19 protein-coding genes are annotated in these 18,037 nt (G+C 48.3%); 14 read left to right on the top strand and 5 right to left on the bottom strand.

Translation table 11 applies throughout. The annotated features are described in order from the left end of the window. Positions 1 to 110 precede the first annotated feature (110 nt). Complete coding sequence (locus tag BP71_RS06955; RefSeq protein WP_496377842.1) at positions 111 to 245, bottom strand: hypothetical protein; 135 nt, start codon at positions 243 to 245, stop codon at positions 111 to 113. A gap of 790 nt (positions 246 to 1,035) precedes the next feature. Between BP71_RS06955 and BP71_RS06950 the strand changes: the two genes are divergently transcribed. Further along, positions 1,036 to 1,599, top strand: coding sequence for an NAD(P)H-dependent oxidoreductase (locus tag BP71_RS06950; RefSeq protein ID WP_496377841.1), 564 nt, complete (start codon positions 1,036 to 1,038; stop codon positions 1,597 to 1,599). Between the two features lie 195 nt (positions 1,600 to 1,794). Here BP71_RS06950 and BP71_RS06945 read toward each other — a convergent pair whose 3' ends face one another. Together BP71_RS06945 and BP71_RS06940 are read right to left on the bottom strand one after the other, a co-directional pair. After that, complete coding sequence (locus BP71_RS06945; RefSeq protein ID WP_496377840.1) at positions 1,795 to 2,373, bottom strand: hypothetical protein; 579 nt, start codon at positions 2,371 to 2,373, stop codon at positions 1,795 to 1,797. Between the two features lie 48 nt (positions 2,374 to 2,421). After that, positions 2,422 to 3,258, bottom strand: coding sequence for a universal stress protein (locus tag BP71_RS06940; RefSeq protein WP_496377839.1), 837 nt, complete (start codon positions 3,256 to 3,258; stop codon positions 2,422 to 2,424). A gap of 306 nt (positions 3,259 to 3,564) precedes the next feature. Here BP71_RS06940 and BP71_RS06935 point away from each other — a divergent pair, with 306 nt between their 5' ends. After that, entirely contained in the window at positions 3,565 to 4,629 is a 1,065-nt protein-coding gene (locus tag BP71_RS06935; protein ID WP_496377838.1) for a response regulator, read from the top strand. 16 nt (positions 4,630 to 4,645) lie between these two features. Here BP71_RS06935 and BP71_RS06930 read toward each other — a convergent pair whose 3' ends face one another. Beyond that, a complete protein-coding gene (locus tag BP71_RS06930) occupies positions 4,646 to 5,848 on the bottom strand; it encodes a S1C family serine protease (protein ID WP_496377837.1) in 1,203 nt (400 codons plus the stop codon). A gap of 245 nt (positions 5,849 to 6,093) precedes the next feature. On the opposite strand from BP71_RS06930, the gene BP71_RS06925 reads away from it, so the two are divergent. The 12 genes from BP71_RS06925 to BP71_RS06870 all read left to right on the top strand — a co-directional run bounded on the left by BP71_RS06925 (position 6,094) and on the right by BP71_RS06870 (position 17,004). Beyond that, positions 6,094 to 6,654: a VTT domain-containing protein gene (locus tag BP71_RS06925; protein ID WP_496378997.1), complete on the top strand. Its 561-nt coding sequence runs from the start codon at positions 6,094 to 6,096 to the stop codon at positions 6,652 to 6,654. Between the two features lie 33 nt (positions 6,655 to 6,687). Further along, a complete protein-coding gene (locus BP71_RS06920) occupies positions 6,688 to 8,376 on the top strand; it encodes an alpha-amylase family glycosyl hydrolase (protein WP_496377836.1) in 1,689 nt (562 codons plus the stop codon). 54 nt (positions 8,377 to 8,430) lie between these two features. Beyond that, positions 8,431 to 8,937, top strand: a complete 507-nt coding sequence (locus BP71_RS06915; RefSeq protein ID WP_496377835.1) for a P-loop nucleotide/nucleoside kinase family protein — start codon at positions 8,431 to 8,433, stop codon at positions 8,935 to 8,937. Then, entirely contained in the window at positions 8,924 to 9,940 is a 1,017-nt protein-coding gene (locus BP71_RS06910; protein WP_496377834.1) for a hypothetical protein, read from the top strand. Before BP71_RS06915 ends, BP71_RS06910 begins: the two co-directional genes overlap by 14 nt. A gap of 39 nt (positions 9,941 to 9,979) precedes the next feature. After that, positions 9,980 to 10,999, top strand: a complete 1,020-nt coding sequence (locus BP71_RS06905; RefSeq protein WP_496377833.1) for a zinc-dependent alcohol dehydrogenase family protein — start codon at positions 9,980 to 9,982, stop codon at positions 10,997 to 10,999. 99 nt (positions 11,000 to 11,098) lie between these two features. Beyond that, complete coding sequence (locus BP71_RS06900; protein WP_496377832.1) at positions 11,099 to 11,437, top strand: hypothetical protein; 339 nt, start codon at positions 11,099 to 11,101, stop codon at positions 11,435 to 11,437. A gap of 38 nt (positions 11,438 to 11,475) precedes the next feature. Continuing rightward, positions 11,476 to 11,976, top strand: coding sequence for a DinB family protein (locus BP71_RS06895; RefSeq protein WP_496377831.1), 501 nt, complete (start codon positions 11,476 to 11,478; stop codon positions 11,974 to 11,976). 301 nt (positions 11,977 to 12,277) lie between these two features. After that, positions 12,278 to 13,153: a DUF6544 family protein gene (locus BP71_RS06890; protein ID WP_496377830.1), complete on the top strand. Its 876-nt coding sequence runs from the start codon at positions 12,278 to 12,280 to the stop codon at positions 13,151 to 13,153. A 42-nt stretch (positions 13,154 to 13,195) separates the two neighbouring features. Continuing rightward, positions 13,196 to 13,945: an SDR family NAD(P)-dependent oxidoreductase gene (locus tag BP71_RS06885; RefSeq protein ID WP_496377829.1), complete on the top strand. Its 750-nt coding sequence runs from the start codon at positions 13,196 to 13,198 to the stop codon at positions 13,943 to 13,945. A 13-nt stretch (positions 13,946 to 13,958) separates the two neighbouring features. Beyond that, positions 13,959 to 15,074, top strand: coding sequence for an efflux RND transporter periplasmic adaptor subunit (locus BP71_RS06880; RefSeq protein ID WP_496377828.1), 1,116 nt, complete (start codon positions 13,959 to 13,961; stop codon positions 15,072 to 15,074). Continuing rightward, positions 15,071 to 16,333 (top strand): ABC transporter permease, encoded by a 1,263-nt coding sequence (locus BP71_RS06875; RefSeq protein ID WP_496377827.1) that lies wholly within the window; start codon positions 15,071 to 15,073, stop codon positions 16,331 to 16,333. The genes BP71_RS06880 and BP71_RS06875 overlap by 4 nt, the downstream gene beginning before the upstream one ends. Beyond that, positions 16,330 to 17,004, top strand: a complete 675-nt coding sequence (locus BP71_RS06870; protein ID WP_496377826.1) for an ABC transporter ATP-binding protein — start codon at positions 16,330 to 16,332, stop codon at positions 17,002 to 17,004. Before BP71_RS06875 ends, BP71_RS06870 begins: the two co-directional genes overlap by 4 nt. 5 nt (positions 17,005 to 17,009) lie before the next feature. Here BP71_RS06870 and BP71_RS06865 read toward each other — a convergent pair whose 3' ends face one another. Then, positions 17,010 to 17,852, bottom strand: coding sequence for a universal stress protein (locus BP71_RS06865; RefSeq protein WP_496377825.1), 843 nt, complete (start codon positions 17,850 to 17,852; stop codon positions 17,010 to 17,012). Positions 17,853 to 18,037 lie beyond the last annotated feature (185 nt).

Below are 18,037 nucleotides of genomic sequence, written 5' to 3'. Positions count from 1 at the left end.
CGGACCTAGCTGGTAAATAAAAAACTCGTTGCTATCCTGGCCTTCCCGGTATAGCTTCACGCCACCTTCCACAATCAGCATAGTAGATTTAAAATACTGCCCCGGTCGCATCAGTTGCTCATCACAATCCCAAAGTCCCGCAGGATGCCGTTTTGGGCCAGTTTTCTGACCAGTTCCGGCGCGAATTGGCTGAAATAGGTTTCCAGATATTGGCTTATTGCGGCTTGCTCTGCGTGCATGTTCATTTTCTGACAGGATTGGAAATCATGCAAATTTACAAAATGACTACCGTCGGTCTGTGACCAGGGTCACACAGCAACGCAAAACGTCCAAAGTATATGCTGTATTCATCGTGACATGGTTTTCGATGCTTATCGGGACGGCTCCTTCGAGGATAATTTTGTTGAGGCCTGAACGATCAGTGTCAGCCATGGCTAACGTTTTACCCGGATAAATTTTGAGAGCTCGATTGCTATAATGCAGCCCAGCGATACGGCGGCTGTCAGCAACAAACTCTCTGCTGACCAAGGTTTGGTCTTAAAAAGTATCCTCAACTGTGGGTACATACAATAGCAGCATCTGCAAAGCGGTCGACACAAGGATGGTCAGCAGCAAGGGAACATTCGTGAATAGTCCGGCAATGGTCGTCACCGAATTTGGCCTGGCGACGGGCTACCTCGGCAACAGACAGTCCGTGTGGATTACTGGCCAGTGCGTGCAGGGTTTACTCTGCATTAATTTGACGATATGAAGATATGGCTGATTTAACATATGTGGAGATCGGTGATTTCGCAGCCGGTTGGAGTAATTCCCATCGGAAGACCCTTTAAATTGATGACCTAGGTCATCCTTTAGACTGAATGTTAGCATTGTCGTTCTCCGAGGAAAGTTTCACCTTGCAGTTCATCCTTGAAAAGCGATGTACGTCGCCTCAATCCAATAGCTTTTCATCAGCGAGTCGGAGCAAACCGTTCCGTTGCGTACAATAAAATCTTATTACCGGCGGGTATCGGTCTCATCAGTCAATAAACTAAAATGAACATTTACTTACTACTGGCGCATCCGAACAAAAGCAGCTTTAACGGAAAACTTGCCGACGTTTATGAAGGCGCAATGCTCGCCGCCGGACATCATGTCCGCCGACAAAACCCTGGCGAAATGCACTTCGATCCGATTTTGTGGAGGGGTTATTCCGATATTCAGCAATTGGAGCCGGACTTGCGTAAGGCCCAGGAGAATATATTATGGTGCAATAAATGGGTGATTATCTACCCGGTCTGGTGGGGTTCGGTGCCGGCTCTCTTCAAGGGCTTTCTTGATAGGACTTTGCTGCCAGGGTTCGCTTTTAAATATCATCAGAAAGATCCTTTTTGGGACAAATACCTGTCAGGAAAGTCAGCTCATATCATTACGACATCTGATGCCCCGGCGATCTGGCTTTGGTGGCAATACTCCAACAGTGATATTAAAGCAGTTAAAGAGGCTACTCTGGAGTTTTGCGGTATCAAACCCCTAAAGATAACGCGAATTGGACGAGTCAGATACATGGATGAAAAGCAACGCCGACACATCGAAAAAGAGATTGCGCGTATCGATTGAGGTCATTTCATTGGGCAATCTCGATTGCTCTGGCTGGGCCGCTCAATAGTTGTGTGAGGATCTTGATGCCGTAAAGAACCCTATTTTCATTACTCCAAATTCGTGTAGTCGCATGTCGGAAACGCCGATGAATTCGGGGCTAAATGGTGTCGTACACCAGCAAAACGGTAGGAACAAATGTCAACTTCGCCGAGATCACTCGATCACATAACTCAACTTGTTTGCATATACGACCGAATGATCATCCAGAATTGCATAAGCTCTATAATAAAAATACGTTCGTCCTGCAATGATGTCTTTTGCGTAACTATACTCGTTAGCACCCAGGGACAGCTTCGTGTCAAACGCAACCTTGTTGTCCCTGGTCGTGGGCAGTTGATTATGATTGCCCACACCGCGGAAATAAGCTGTGTATACCACACCATGCTCCACAATGGGCTTATCTCCCAATTGGACTGCTTCCATCCTGAAAACGGTTGACTGTGTTGCCAGGCTAAAAGGAAGGGTTCTTATTTCGATTTCAAAAATAGGGATCTGATGATCTTTTGTGCACCCGGAAAGCAATGCCATCGCTAACATCAGAAGCACACTGAGGCTGGTCCATCTCGCTTCTCTGATTGGAGGCAGCTCCTGTGGCTGTTCTGGTGGCTTAACACCTGGCTCGGGAATAATTTCAGGCTCATAGGGAATTTGCGGCTGAACCGGCGAGCCCGGGATAAATTCGGGCTTTGCCGGTTGACCGGCAATTTCGGGGGTGGGGGTAGTTATGTTCATAATTTTACAAATTGGTAGGTTTGTTTGTATCGATCGGGTGACGCCCGCTCAGCGGTGAGCAATGAAAAGGGGCGTTTTGAGTTGGGCCATCAAATGGTCTGCCATATCGACGCGAAGCCATCTGGAAACCATTGACCGTTGAAAGGCGCCAAGGACAACAAGTTCATTCTGATGTTTGTTTTTTAAGTATTTGACAATTTCGACGGCCGGCTCACCCTGTATTACCTTGTAAGTTGCCTTGGGGAAATGTCGCTTCATAAACTCCTTCATCAAGCGGTTATCGGGTAAATGTAAGTCCAGTTGCAATGGTTTAACCGTCAGCACTTCAACGGGCATTTTACCCAGGGTAGGAAGTAAATAGCTGAACATTTTGATCGCGTGTACCGACGCAGGACCTCCGTCATATAGCAGGATAATCTTTTCGATATTTTCGAATTGCTGGGGTACGACCAATACCGGGCACTCCGCGTTTTCAAGCAGGTTCCTGACAAAGCTCGTCGGAATGTCCTGATCAAAGCGCGAGAAGGTTTCTTTTTTACCGATGACCATCAAATCCGCGTACAGACTTTCGTGTAAAAGTTGGGGCATGGCCGCATTTTTGCCATGGTGAACGCTGAAATTAATCTGGGCGGACCCGCAAGTCTGTGTGAACTGCGATACGGCATTTTCCTGGATGATTTTGTCGTGTTCATCCAATGCCTGGGTGATGTTCTGCTCCAGAGCGTCCTCAAGTGAAAGGTCATAAATGGAGTAACTGTGGTAGTTTTTATCTTCGTTAAAGACGCCGACCAAATGCGCATGGGTTTCTCTGGTCAGCTGGGCGGCATACTCGGCTGTGCTTTCTGAGTATTTCAAACCGTCAATAGCGGCGATGATCTTTTTCATTGTCGGATAACTTTACGTGAAACAATAATCTTCACTAAAATAACAGCCTGATTTTGCTGGGGGAAGGATCAAGGTCAATGTTTAATATGATTAGGATCAGTATGTTTTTCCGCTTGAGGGTACATTTATGTCCTTCCCGGGGCCAGGAAAGCAGACCGCAAGTCGCTGATTACGATTTCCTGGTTAGATAGCAAATACATCAGATTTTATAGTTCGAGCTTTATGATGATTGAAATTAATAGGCTTGATTCTTGCCTGTCAAGATGTTAACTTGGCAGGACTACTGGCGAAATTTTAGACCAACCCTTGGAAGCAAAAATTATTCTATTGATAGAGGATAACCCCATGATGCGTGAAAACACCGCTGAGATTCTCGAACTGGCCAATTATAAGGTTTTGACCGCTCAGAATGGGAAGGAAGGCTTCCAGATTGCTTCTCAGGCCAAGCCCGACCTGATTATTTGCGATATCATGATGCCTGAGCTGGACGGGTACGGAGTGCTGCATCTTCTGGGCAAAGACGAGAGGACTGCCAACATCCCCTTCATTTTTTTGACCGCCCGGGCCGAAAGGCAGGACTACCGTAAAGGGATGATGCTGGGGGCTGACGACTATCTGACAAAACCCTACGATGACGTTGAGCTGCTCAATGCAGTTGAGACACGACTCAGTAAGAATGATCGGCTCAAACGTTCTTTTGAAAGGTCGGGAGAAGGGATCAACGAGTTTTTGACAGAAGCAGGGACGGCGAATGGTTTGGGAAACCTGTGCGCGAATAAACGGGTCAAGGTTTTGAAAAAGAAAGATATGCTGTATTCGGAAGGCAGTTTTCCTGGCAATCTTTTTTTTCTGCAAAAGGGGAAAATCAAGGAATGCCGTTCTAATGATCAGGGTAAGGAATACATCACAAGTTTATATAAGGAAGGCGACTTTTTAGGGTATCTGGATTTATTGCAATCAGAGCCATATCAACAATCAGCGGTGTGTCTGGAAGCTTGTGAGGTCGCCCTCATCCCCAAAGAGGACTTTTTGAATTTGATTCAGGGAAGCCGCATTGTGGCATCGAAATTCATTCGGATGCTTTCAGATAATGTCCGTGAGAGGGAAGAGAAGCTTTTGCATCTGGCCTATGATTCGGTCAGAAAAAGAGTTGCCGAGTCGCTCGTTTCACTGGTCAATCGATATCATGAGGATAAATCTAAACCCTTTGCTATGGCCATTTCCAGGGAAGACATCGCATCGATGGCTGGTACGGCCACCGAAACGGTGATCCGGATGCTGTCAGATTTCAAGGATGAGCGCTTGCTCGAACTGAAAGGGAGCACGATTACGATTCTCAATTATGAAAAGCTGGCCCGCATGCGAAACTAGTTGGGAGTCAGCTCAATTAGTCGACTTGGTTACCCAGGTGAACCTCGGTACGATGCCTGCGGCCGTTTCTTACAAAAGTTACCGTCATTTTCTGACCAGGGTGTGACCGTGCAATCAGTTCACTAAGCTGCGCGGTGGACTCCAACTCGACATGGTCTAGCATGGTGATGATATCCCCGTTAGCTAGTCCACCAGACTGAGCGGCACCGGTTTGCTCGACATCTTCAATCAGCAGACCTGTTACAACGGATGTATTCAGCGACGCTGCTTTGTCCGCATCCATTTCGCAAGTGCTCATACCAAAGCTCCCTCGCTTTGCCATACCATAATTAAGCAGATCGTCGGCAGTTTTTTTAACGACCTCCACAGGAATTGCAAAAGAATAGCCCGCGTATACGCCATTCGGTGAGGCGATCGCCGTGATGATGCCGGTTAATTTCCCTTCGAGATCCACGAGCGCCCCACCGCTGTTACCAATATTGACCACGCCATCTGTCTGGATATAGGATTGCAATACCCACCGTTGATTGCTTTGGGCAATGTTTCGTGCTTTGAAACTGATGATCCCTTCTGTTACAGTGGAGGTAAAGTTCAATGGGTTCCCAACAATAAGTGCTATGTCACCTACCATGAGCGAATCTGAATTGCCGAATGAAAGGAACGGTAATTTTTTTTCCTCAATTTTAAGCAAAGCGAGATCTGTTGCCCTGTCAGTACCGATGATCCGGGCGGAATACGACCTTTTGTCGCTGAGTGTGACTTCGACTAGGTCGGCTGCCTGAATGACGTGGTAATTGGTGACAATAAATCCGTCATCACTGATCAGCACCCCGGATGCAGTCCCGCTCCTGTTCTTATAATGGTCTCCTGTGGAGCGGTTATACGGACCGACAACGTCTTTATCAAAGAAATCATAATAGAAATCCGGAACTGCTTTGGGAGTCTCTTTAGGGTAGCTGGTTTTAATCAGGACAGTTGATAGTGTTGCGCGTAGGGCTGCAAATCGAAAATTCAAGATACTCGTCGAGCGCTTATCTGCCCGAACGTTCATCGTGGGTTGTACAGATAATTGTTTTGAGGCAAAAGATGTAACCGGCAAGACGCCTTTCGGCTTTTCTATTTGCTGACCTTGGCCATTACAAGCCGATAGCAGCAAACATACGCTCAGAACAAAAAGCGATTTGAATAGTTTTCTTTCAGAAATGCGATTGCAGTTCATCTTTTTTACCGTTTAAGCCTGGCTGTCCCGAAGTTTTTCGAAAGTAATATCGGCAGGTAAAGGTTGGAATTCGGCAGTAGTGTTAGACTGATGAAAATTGGCGGAAAAGATGATCCTAGTCAGCGTCTTTCGCGTGCAGATAAAGGAGATTTATAAAAAAAATGTGAGCCAATACCATCATATAAGTTCTGGCTCGAATCACTTTTCCTAAGTAACAAGTATGGCCCACCTTTCTTAATTTTGGTATTCTGCTGTGGTTCTCCGTCCTGGAACAGTTTACGCCTGTACCTGAGGAAGCGGCCCTCCTGAGCCTTGGTTATATTTGCACCCATGGAAAATTGAATGTCTTTGTGGCGGGCGCCTTTTCGCTGACTGGTTTACTGATTGCTGATTCGATACTTTTCTTTATCTCGCGTAAAGGAGCAATATGGACGAGCCGCCTTTTTTCGAAGAAAAATTCAAAGTTGATACAAAAATTAGAGTCTGATTTTGTGTCACATGCCACCCGGACCATTATTATCTCAGCACTTTTGCCAAAGATCCGGTTTCTGAGCCCCATTGTTGCGGCTTCCAGCGGGATTTCATGGATACGCTTTATATCGGTCAACGGTGTTATTACAGCAGCTTATGTGACTTTTTATATCACTGCCGGAATGTTTTTTAACAAACAACTCGAGTTGTTCTCCTTTCATTTAAAAGCCTGGAGACACCTAATGTTCGCGGCTTTGGTTGTATTGATTGCCATTTGTTTTTTATCGGGAGAATCAAATCCAAAAAGCGGCAAATTAAGGATCAACAATAATTAGCCGGGAAAGGACTAAATGCAGAAAGAAGAACGTATGAATTCTATTCAAGAAATTGATTTAAGTCCGGTTCCCGGGAAAAAGTACTGGACCGGCACGAACCGGGAGTGGCGGGAAGAATTTATTTATTTTCTGCTCGTTGACCGCTTTCATGACGAGCATAGCCGAAGCTGCGCAGACCACGAGGGCCGGCAAAAAGGGTTTGGCAATGCCGAGCAGCTGCAAAACTTCTGTGGTGGCACGATAAACGGCATCACTATGCATTTGGACTATGTCCATGATCTGGGTTGTACGGCGATCTGGCTGAGTCCGGTATTCGAAAACAATAAGAATGCTTATCATGGATATGCGATTGAGAATTACCTGAGTATTGATCCGCGGTTTGGGACCAAAGAAGATCTAGCCCGGTTGGTGGAAAGGGCCCATGAACTTGATATCAGAGTCTTTCTGGATGTGGTCTTGCATCATTCGGGTGATAACTGGTCTTACCCCGGAGACCTGGATTACTACTATTACGAGGGCGCAGTTTTTCCTTTTTCGGCCTGGCGATCAACCCAGTCTCCACTACCGATAGAGCTTCGGAACCCCGATCTTTATTGGCGCAAGGGGCAGATAAGAAACTTTGACTCATTCCCTGAAACCCGCGAAGGGGATTTTGCGCGTTTGAAAAGTTTTAAGAACGATAATTCACCGGAAGCCTGGCTGGTTCAACAGATCATGACAAAAGTTCATTGCTACTGGATACGGGAAACAGATATTGATGGATTCAGGATTGATGCTGTCAAGCATATGGGCGAAGAGACTGTCAGCCAATTTTGTTCGCACGTACGGGAGTACGCATATTTGCTGGGAAAGCGGAATTTTTTCCTTTTCGGGGAGTTTGTCGGGCCCGAAGAAATGTACAACAAATACATCGGCCCGAAAACCTCGGTCCAGATCGATGACCGGGCCATCTATTTTGGACTGAATTCCGTATTGGATTTTCCCCTTTATCACATTCTTGCAGACGTCATCCGTGGTGTGTCACGGCCCGACCGGCTCATAGAACGTTACGAATCCCTTCGAAAGAATGCCATGAGAAGGGGTGAATTTGGTGAGTTCCTCGTCACTTTTATTGATAACCACGATCAGGTCGGCCAGGTCATTAAAAGGCGGTTTGGTAGCCAGGCATCCGAGAACCAGATCATTGCTGGCATTGGTTTTTTGCTATGCGCGCTGGGGACGCCCTGCATCTATTATGGAACGGAGCAAGGGTTTGACGGGGCGGGACCCGAAGATTTTAATCTGAGGGAAGCTATGTTTGATCTGGATAATACGACTAAGAATGCACTCAACAAATCATGCCGCATCTATCATGAAATTGCCATCCTTGCCGGAATCCGGAAGGCGAGTGCAGTCCTGAAATTTGGTCGGATGTACATGCGTAAGCTCAGTGTGGACGGAAGCACATTTTCGCTGCCTACGTTTGAGAAATGCCTGCTGGCGTTTTCACGGGTGCTCTATGATCATGAAATGGTAATTGCTTACAATAGTTCGTTGACTGAGCCGGACGAAGAATACATCCTGGTCGACCCGTTACTTAACCCCGCCGGAAGCATCTTCGTTTTCATCTATGGGCGGACGGGCTCGGTGCATGTGCTAGCCAATGAGGAAGGTAACCGTCATTTTATCAAGCTACGGCTCGAACCGGCCCAATTTGTCGTTTTAAGCAACAGGGCAGGCTAGTGAACCGGAAAGTTAGAATGCAATTGCAACCAGGTCTACAACACCCGAAAACGTATGATGATTCTAGTCTCTGGATTGCCTGGATCAGGCAAAAGCTTTTTCGCCTCTCGTCTTGCCAAAAGACTGAATGCGGATTACATCAACAGTGATCTTGTTCGCAAAATCCTGCGGGTGACCGGCAAATATGCTTTCGAAGATAAGTTTCGTGTTTACCGCTATATGGCTGAAAAAGCGACAGCGTTGGTCAAGCGGGAAAATACTGTTGTAGTTGACGCGACATTTTATCACCACAGTATGCGGACGCTATTTATAAATGCTGCCGCGCAAAGCCGATGCCGGATCTACTTTATTGTGATTGGGGCAGCCGAGGAGCTTGTCAAAGAGCGTCTGTCACAGCCAAGACAGGACAGTGAGGCTGACCTGGGCGTATATCAAAGTATGAAAGCGCAGTTTGAGAGCTATATTCAACCCCATCTTCGGTTGCAATCGAAAGCCAATAATATCGAACAAATGCTGGCCGAGGCAATTGAATATTTAAGCGAAAGCAATGGAAAATGCTGATATCCTTGCCCTTGCCGATTACGGTACCTTCCATGGGAGGCCGCTCGGCGCTTCCTTACAGCAGACGCACATCTCCTGGATTCTGCTCAGCGGTAAGCATGCCTTCAAGATCAAAAAGCCGGTAAAGCTTTCCTTTTTGGATTTTTCGACGATTCAGGCGCGAAAACTGGCTTGTGAAAAAGAGCTTGAACTGAATCGACGTTTTTCGCCCATTTACCAGGGGGTCGTTCCGGTCACAAAAGAAGATGAGACCTTTTGTATCGGCTGCACCAAAGGCGAGGTTGCGGATTATGCTGTAATGATGCGACGGCTAACTTCTGCGCGTAAAATGGACGCGATGCTTGAAGCCGGAAATGTTGAAAGTGCGCATATTGTAACCGTGGCGAAATTGATCGCATCATTTCATCGCGGGGCTCGGATCATCTCGTCACCATTCAGACTAGATGAGATGGTGGCTACTTTCGCTGACATTAGCACCGTTTCAGATTTCGTTCAGCGGAATCTGGGCAGTGAATACAGCAAAATAATCGAGGATGCCCTTGCTGTCAGCAGGCAGTTTTTGATGAGCTACTTACCGCGCATGAACGAAAGGGTACGACTTGGATTTCGCAGGGATGTCCACGGCGATCTCCATACCGGAAACATTTTCCTGTACAAAAGACCGGTTCTCTTTGACTGTATCGAATACAATGACCGTTTCCGGCAAATTGATGTTATCGACGAAATCGCGTTCCTATGCATGGACCTGGAATCCTTTGGGCAATATTCACTTTCTGAGATGTTGCTCTCGCTTTATTGTGAGAACTTTCCATGTTTTCAGGCGCCGACCGACAACATGATTTTTATTTACTACAAGAGCCTCAGGGCCAGTATTCGGGCTAAGGTTTTAGCAGTTACTGCCATGGCAACACCCGATAGCAATACGAGGGGAAATGCGCTGGGTTCCTGTAAGAAATATCTCCACCTTTTAAACCGCTATGTCGGCCAGCTAACCGTATTCTAGTATGGCTGGTGGCCGCTGAGCTTTGTTAAGATAAAAACTATGGAAAAACAAGAAACAATTCCGGTGACGATGCGGGTAATGGTACTCCCCGGTCCGGGGAGGGAACTGACCGAAACGCGTGTTCCAGTGCCCAGGCCCTGTCCGGGCCAGGTTTTAGTCAAAGTCATCGCCTGTGGTGTATGCCGGACGGATCTGCATATTGTAGACCAGGAGCTGAAAGAGGCCAAATACCCTTTGATTTTAGGTCATGAAGTGATCGGCAAGGTTGTTGCGATAGGTGAAGCTACGGATCCGGCATATTTAGGCCAGGTCGTGGGCGTGCCCTGGCTTGCCTATACTTGTGGAAAATGCAGGTACTGTCTGCTGGGCAAGGAAAACCTGTGTGAAAAAGCGCTTTTTACAGGCTATACCGTTGATGGCGGGTACGCAGAATACATGCTTGCATATCAGAGATATGTTTTTCAGATGCCGGATATATACCGAAATGCTGCCGCGACACCGCTACTGTGCGCGGGGCTTATTGGTTTTCGCTCGTACAGCATGCTAGACTCGGACTGCGAAAAAATCGGTATTTATGGTTTTGGAGCCGCCGCCCACATTTTGATTCAGCTGGCCGTTGCGCAAGGCAAGCAAATCTACGCATTCAGCAAGAAAGGGGACCTTGCTGCACAACAGCTAGCCTTGCGACTAGGCGCCATATGGGCGGGCGACTCATCACAGGTCCCGCCCTGCAGAATGGACGGGGCTGTCCTTTTCGCCCCGGCAGGCGAACTGGTTCCTAAGGCGCTTTCCGATAGCGAGCCGGGCGCCACAGTGGTTTGTGGGGGCATTCATATGAGCGATATACCGTCCTTCCCGTACAAACTGCTATGGGGTGAAAGAACGGTGAAGTCTGTGGCAAATCTGACAACCAGCGACGCAGCGAACTTTTTTGAGCAGGCAACCTTGCACCCGATTACAACTTCTGTCCAATTCTTCGAGTTATCACAGGCCAATCAGGCGTTGCAAGCATTGCGGGAAGGAAGAATTCAAGGTGCTGCTGTGCTAAGAGTATATTGAGTTCACAGGGTTGATAACCAATTGGTTTGCGTATGACTAAGGTCATAACTTGCCATTGTGATAACGGTCACCTTTGTGTCGTTACAACAATGAGAAAGCATGGCCCGATACTTGTTTTTCGCACTTTTGGTGCTACACGGAGCTGTCCACCTGATGGGACTTTTCACGCCGGTCTTAGGCCGCGTGTTGACCATTGACAAACCACCAGGAATTTATTGGGCCGCTTGTTCGGTATTGTTCTGGCTGACATCGATGCTAATGATCCTTCATCAAAAACATTGGGCCTGGGTAGTGCTCGTGGCTGTTGCCTGCTCGCAGCTACTTATTGCATCGGCCTGGGAGCAGGCCCGTTTCGGGACGATATTGAATGTTATTGTAATAGCGGCGCTGCTCGTGATGTTGTTTGTCAGAGAGGCACCCGTACTGTTTCGTGACTGACCTTGAAATTTATATCAAACTTCTTAATCCAAAATCCGATGACTTCCTTAACAACTACACAGACACTTTTGGCATTATGGCGCGAGGCCCGGACACGGTTTTCCGATCAGTTGTCAGGACTTACTCAAACCGACTTGATAAAAAGACTGCCAGGGACGCAAAATAGCGTGGGTTTCCTAATCAGGCATATCGGCGAGGTAGAAATGCTTTTTGCCAAGAATGTTTTCGGAGGATCCATTCAAGTGAAGGCCAAAACCCTTATTGCCCAGCGGGATACCGGAGAATGGACAGATCTTGACGAATTGCTGTCTTTTGTGCAGCAGTCGGCAGAGGCCTTAGAGGAGGTGATTGGCAGTCAGGATCCGCAGGACTGGGACCGTGAGATTGTTACAAAGGAATTCGGGTGCAAAACGCTGGCGGAATCACTAGGCAGGATCATTTCGCATACTGCACATCATGGAGGTCAGATCGCTGTGATTCTCAAATATGCGCCCTCGCAGTCGGTGATTGCACATGAAATGAAAGTTAATAATGCCTGAAAGCAGGAAAACGCTGGTAAAACCCATGTTGGATGTACCTACTGCGCTTTCAGAAACGCTAATGTTTGAATACGAGATTTACTGGCCGTATATAGATAAGCGGTAACAATGATTTGTAATTTTTATCCTAAACACGATTGAATGATGAGCGCCATCTACCATTCCCTGATCAAGGCAGTCGCCTCGATGCTTCGGCCGCACCATTCGGAGCGCCATTTGCCGGCATCCCATATCCCAGAGGATTTTCAAGCCTTTATCGCGAAGGTTAAATCGAATGCGGACAGATTTAAGCGCTAGCTTCATGGACACTGTCAGATCACTTTCAAAGAAGGGCCCCACAGGTAAGCAAGCGGGTAAAGTTTCCGCTGCAACAAAATGGGCATTGCGTGTCATACCGATACTGATCCTTATTTTCTTTTGCGGACGGTTGAACCAATACCTGCAGTTCAGCGCGGATGTGGCCAGGCTGCTGGCAAATTCTACGGACGTTTCCGGGAGCAAATTTACCTATCGCCAATTGGACGGCCTACCTCAACCGGTGCAACAGTATTTCAGGCATGTGCTCAAAGCAGGGCAGCCGTATATTTCAAGGGTACACCTTACGCACGGCGGACTTTTTAAAACCGATCTGAAAAAAGGCTGGGTGGCTATATCGGGCGAAGAATATTTTACCTCGCACCGGCCCGGGTTCGTCTGGAAAGGTAAGACGGCCACATTCACGGCCCGGGACATGTTTATCGAGGGTCAGGGGCGGTTGGTTGTGACTCTTTTTTCACTATTTAAAGTTCAGGATGGTAACGGTCCCCAGTTCAACCGTGGTGAGTTGATGCGATGGCTTGGCGAAAGCGTTTGTTTTCCGACGAATCTGTTGCCCTCGCAATCCCTGAAATGGTATCCTATCGATGCGAAGTCGGCCAGGCTCGAATACAGCTTCCGGAATATGCTGATCAGCTTCATGGTAACCTTTAATGCTGACCATGAAATCGAGCAGATGATTGCCATGAGAAACATGGGGGAGGGGCCGCGGCAAAAATGGGTTACCCGCCTGAGCAATTACCAGCTTCGCGATGGTGTCCGGATGCCTACTGTGCTGGAAGCGGCCTGGGATTTACCCGAGGGCTATTTCCCTTATGCGCGCTTTGTCATCTCGGAGATAGAATACAATCAAGCCCTTTGATGGTGCCGGAATTATTTAGACTAAAATTCAATCTGAAAAACTATGAAATTGTTACAGGATAAGGTTGCCATTGTTACCGGGGCAGGCTCGGGTATCGGGCGCAGCATTGCAATTGCTTATGCGCGTGAGGGCGCTAAGGTGGTCGTATCGGATATGGACGAGGAGTCAGCAAATCAGACAGTCAGGCTAATTACCAACGAGGGAGGAGATGGTTTTTTCGTCAAATGTGATGTCTCTTCGCCGGAAGATAACGAGGCGCTTGTTTGGAGCACCATCGGCAAATATGGCGCACTACACATAGCATGCAATAATGCGGGAATTGGCGGCGCAATGGCCCCGACCGGCATGTACCCGGTCGAGGCATGGGACAAAGTGATCGCGGTAAACCTTTCCGGAGCATTCTACGGAGCCCGTTACCAGATCCCGGCCATGCTGAACTCGGGTGGGGGAGTGATTATCAATATGGCTTCCATTCTCGGCAGCGTTGGGTTTGCCAATAGTCCGGCTTATGTAGCTGCTAAACACGGAATGATCGGGCTCACTAAAAACATCGCACTTGAATACAGTGACAAAGGAATTCGGGCTAACGCGGTCGGTCCCGGATTTATCAAGACGCCTCTGCTGAAAGACCTGGATGAAGACACGATGAACTGGCTGGTAGGGCGGCATCCGATTGGGCGAATGGGCGAGCCTGAAGAAGTAGCCGAACTGGTCCTTTGGCTAAGCAGCCCGAAAGCTTCATTTGTTACCGGTTCATACTACCCGGTCGACGGCGGATATCTGGCTCAGTAAAATGGAAGAATCCATGTCCAAGGTTTTTCACATGAGCTTACTGGGCAGGTTTCAAACTTGCGGGCGGGTCGTGCTTTGCACTCTATTTGCTTTCGGCTGCCGGCCGGAACAAAAAACAGTCAGGCCACTCCAAGGTTCAATCACCGAATCTGTCTATGCTTCCGGCATTGTTAAAAGTGAAGGGCAGTATCAGGCCTTTGCCGCAGTATCTGGCATTATCGACAGCGTCTATGTAAAAGAAGGCCAGCTGGTCAGGAAAGGGCAGACGTTATTGACCATCACCAGCGATCAGCAGAAGTTGGCCAGCGAGCGAGCGCTGCTTGAGGCTGAATATGCGTCCCTTCCGGCCAATCTCGGGCACGTGCGTCAAATGCAGCGAAGTGTGGAGCTGGCCGGAGAGAAGTTGCAAAATGATTCCTTGCTGCTTGCGCGTCAGAAAAGGCTCTGGCAGCAAAAGATCGGAACGCTGGTGCAACTTGAGCAGCGTCAGTTACAGTACAACGAGTCCGCTGTCGCTTTGCAGGCCTGGCGAAGACAGCTTACAGACCTCAGGCGGGAGCTTGCATTGAACGCCAAACAATCACGGCTGTCCTGGTCGGCGGCTCGCGCCCAGCAAGAGCAATACAGGATCGTAAGTGAAGTTGACGGTGCAGTTTTCGATATCATACGCGAGAAAGGCGAAAGTGTCGGGCCTCAGACTGTCCTTGCGGTGCTGGGTAGTGCACAAAAATACAACCTGGAATTGCAGGTGGACGAATACGATATCGCCAGGATTCATGTCGGCTCACTCGTTTTTGTGACAACGGACAGTTATGCGGGCCAGGTTTTTGAAGGAACGGTAACTGAGATTCATCCGATTATGAACAGCCAAACCAGAACATTTACCGTGCAAGCACTGCTCAAACACGGCCCTGCGCTTTATCCTAACCAGACATTAGAAGCAAACATTGTCTGTGCATTTAAAGAAAATACCCTGCTGATCCCCCGCCAATGCATGCTCGATGATTCGACCGTGCTGGGTAAGACCGGTAAGTATATCCGGGTCAAAATCGGGATCAGGGATTTGGAAAAAGTGGAAATATTGTCCGGGCTGTCAGCAGCAGAAGAAGTCATTCAGCCAGAACAGTGAGATACGCATTGCTCATCGACATATCCCGTTCCCTGCTGCTTGCACGCTGGAAACAGACCCTTGTTGCCGCGATCGGGGTCACATTCAGTATCACCATGTTTATCGCTTTGCTGAGCTTTATGTCGGGATTGAACCAGCTTCTGGACGGGCTGATCCTTAACCGGACGCCGCATGTAAGGCTTTATAATGAAATCAAGCCATCATTAACCCAGCCGGTCGCATTGTCTGAGCGTTTCCGTGGCACAACCTACCATTTTATCCGGTCAGTCAAGCCCAAAGCAGAAAGGCCTGAAATTCGCAACAGTCAGGCCATTATGGTTGCGCTTCGGAAAGATCCCAGGGTTGCCGGCGTGGCGCCCAAGCTGGTCACACAGGTCTTTTACAACATCGGAGCTGTCAGAATAAATGGAATCGTCAATGGCATCCAGCCATCGCAGGAGAAGAAGCTTTTTCTTTTTCAGGACTATGTCACTTCGGGCAACGCCGACGATTTGGACCGGGTCTCCGGCGGTATTATCCTGGGAAAAGACATTGCAGACAAGATGATGGCTGCGGTAGGTGATATTGTATATGTGACGACCACTGCCGGCACAATGGTACCTTTGAAAGTGGTCGGCTATTTCCAGTCAGGCCTCAGAGAAATCGACCAGGTCAACAGTTACGTCTCGGTTGCGACCGCGCAAAAGCTGCTGGGAAAGCCAGCAAGTTACATCACCGACATCCAGATCAAATTGCGTGAGGTTAAAAATGCACCCTCGCTGGCTGGTGAGTTCGGCAGACGGTTTGAAGTGGATGCCATTGACATTCAAACCGAGAATGCCCAGTACGAAACCGGCAGCTCTATCCGAAGCCTGATTTCGTATTCGGTCGGAATCACGCTGCTGGTTGTGGCCGGTTTTGGAATTTATAATATCCTGAATATGATGATCTATGAAAAGATGGATTCGATAGCCATTTTGAAGGCGACGGGCTTCTCGGGCATGGACGTGAAAATGATCTTTACCGGCATCGCTGCTGGCATTGGATTTTTTGGAGGACTGCTGGGGCTGTTGCTTGGTTTTGGCGTTTCTGTGCTCATTGACCAGGTTCCCTTTGAAACATCCTCGCTTCCGACGATTAAGACATACCCTGTCAGCTACAACCCGGTTTTTTACCTGATCGGGGCGATGTTTTCTCTGGTTACCACGTTCTTAGCCGGCTATTTTCCGGCGCGTAAAGCCAGCCGCGTCGACCCGGTTGTTATCATTCGCGGAAAATGAATGAGATTGTTTTACAGACCAGCCATATTACCAAGTCGTTCTACGACCCCTCGCCTGTGACGGTGTTGGCCGATATCAACTTAAGTGTATCAAAAGGAGAGTTTGTTTCGGTGACCGGAAAGTCAGGTTGCGGCAAGTCAACGTTACTATACATCGTGTCGACGATGGATACAGATTTTGAGGGAGAGCTCTATATTGACGGCACCTGCATGAATGGCAAAAGCGAAGCCGAGCTAGCCAGGGTCCGCAATGAAAAGATTGGATTTGTATTTCAATTCCACTATTTGCTCAATGAATTTTCTGTCTTGCAAAATATCATGCTGCCTGCGCTTCGGCTGGGGCGCCGGGGTGCGGACGAGATTCAGCAGCGGGCATATGACAAACTTGTAGCGTTGGATATGCAGCAGCATGCATTGAAGAAACCCAATCAGCTTTCCGGAGGGCAAAAGCAGAGGGTGGCCATAGCCAGAGCGATGATCAACGACCCGTTGATCATCATGGGCGACGAGCCCACTGGCAACCTTGATAAGCGCAATAGCGACATTGTTTTTGATATTTTCCTGCAATTGGCGCAGGCGGAGGGCCAGACACTACTGATAGTGACCCATGACCAGGAATTCGCCCGCAAGACGGGCCGGATCATCCGGATGCAGGATGGAAGGATCCTTTGACTATTTTACTGGCTGAGTTCTTTTTTCAAATGACAAACCAGTAGCGGTGTATCGGTGACAAGTGCCAGCTTGAGGGTAAGGCCCGGGCCATTCAGAAGAAGTTGGAGCAAATTTCTGTCACGTTTACACATGACCAGCATATCAGCGTGTGCCTGGTGGCAATAGTCTTGAAGACCATCAGCGACGCTATCCGCGCTGCGGATAATGATGTCTTCTGATGGAATGCCAAAGTATGACTTTATCTCATGAATGTACTGGGTGTCAGGCTGAATGTTAAGCTGCTGGTCGGAGCTAATCTTTAAAAAAGTAATATGTGCTTTCAACTGACGGGCAAGCCCGATTGCCTGTGCGAGCACCGGCTTTTCATCGAATTCGAGCTGGGTGGCGTATACGATATTTTTGAAATCGGCATCGACCGCTGCTGGCGGAATGACCAGCACTGCACAATCAGCATCTGCGGCAATGGCTGCGCTATTTGAGCCAAGTAATTTATCCAGAAAACCGCCTTGCCCGGTTCTACCCATCACGATCAGATCCACCTGATTCTTTTGAGCCTGATTAAGGATCGCCGGCTGCGTTCCGCCGGTCTGCCAAATACCCTCCGCATGGAGCCCCTTGTGCCGTGCGAGCGCGACAGCTTCGGCAAGCTTCTCGCGGTAGGAGTCTTCCAGTTCCTTGTATATTTCCAGTGAGCCGGTATACTCCGGCAATGCGATGTTATCGATGTAGGGATGATATACATAAAGGATAAGCAGTCGCGCGTTGGTCTTATCAGCGATGCGAATGGCGAATGAGAGCGCCTTTTCGGCATTCTCCGAGAAATCGATTGGTACGAGGATTTTTTTCATGGAATATAGCTTTTTTTAGCAGACCGTCTTGGTTCTACACCCTCAAATTTCCAGCGCTGCACTGGATACTTTTATGATTAACGTCATGCCCCGGCGTGATTAATGTCCGAAAGTATGGTGCGTTGTCATAGTTGCGATCCTCACTTTTAAAACTGACTGCGGTCATGACCGCCCGGATTTTTAAT

It is taken from the genome of Dyadobacter ginsengisoli DSM 21015 (assembly GCF_059568735.1).
Note: the sequence above shows the minus strand (reverse complement) of the source record. Positions and strands in the feature narration are given on the sequence as shown.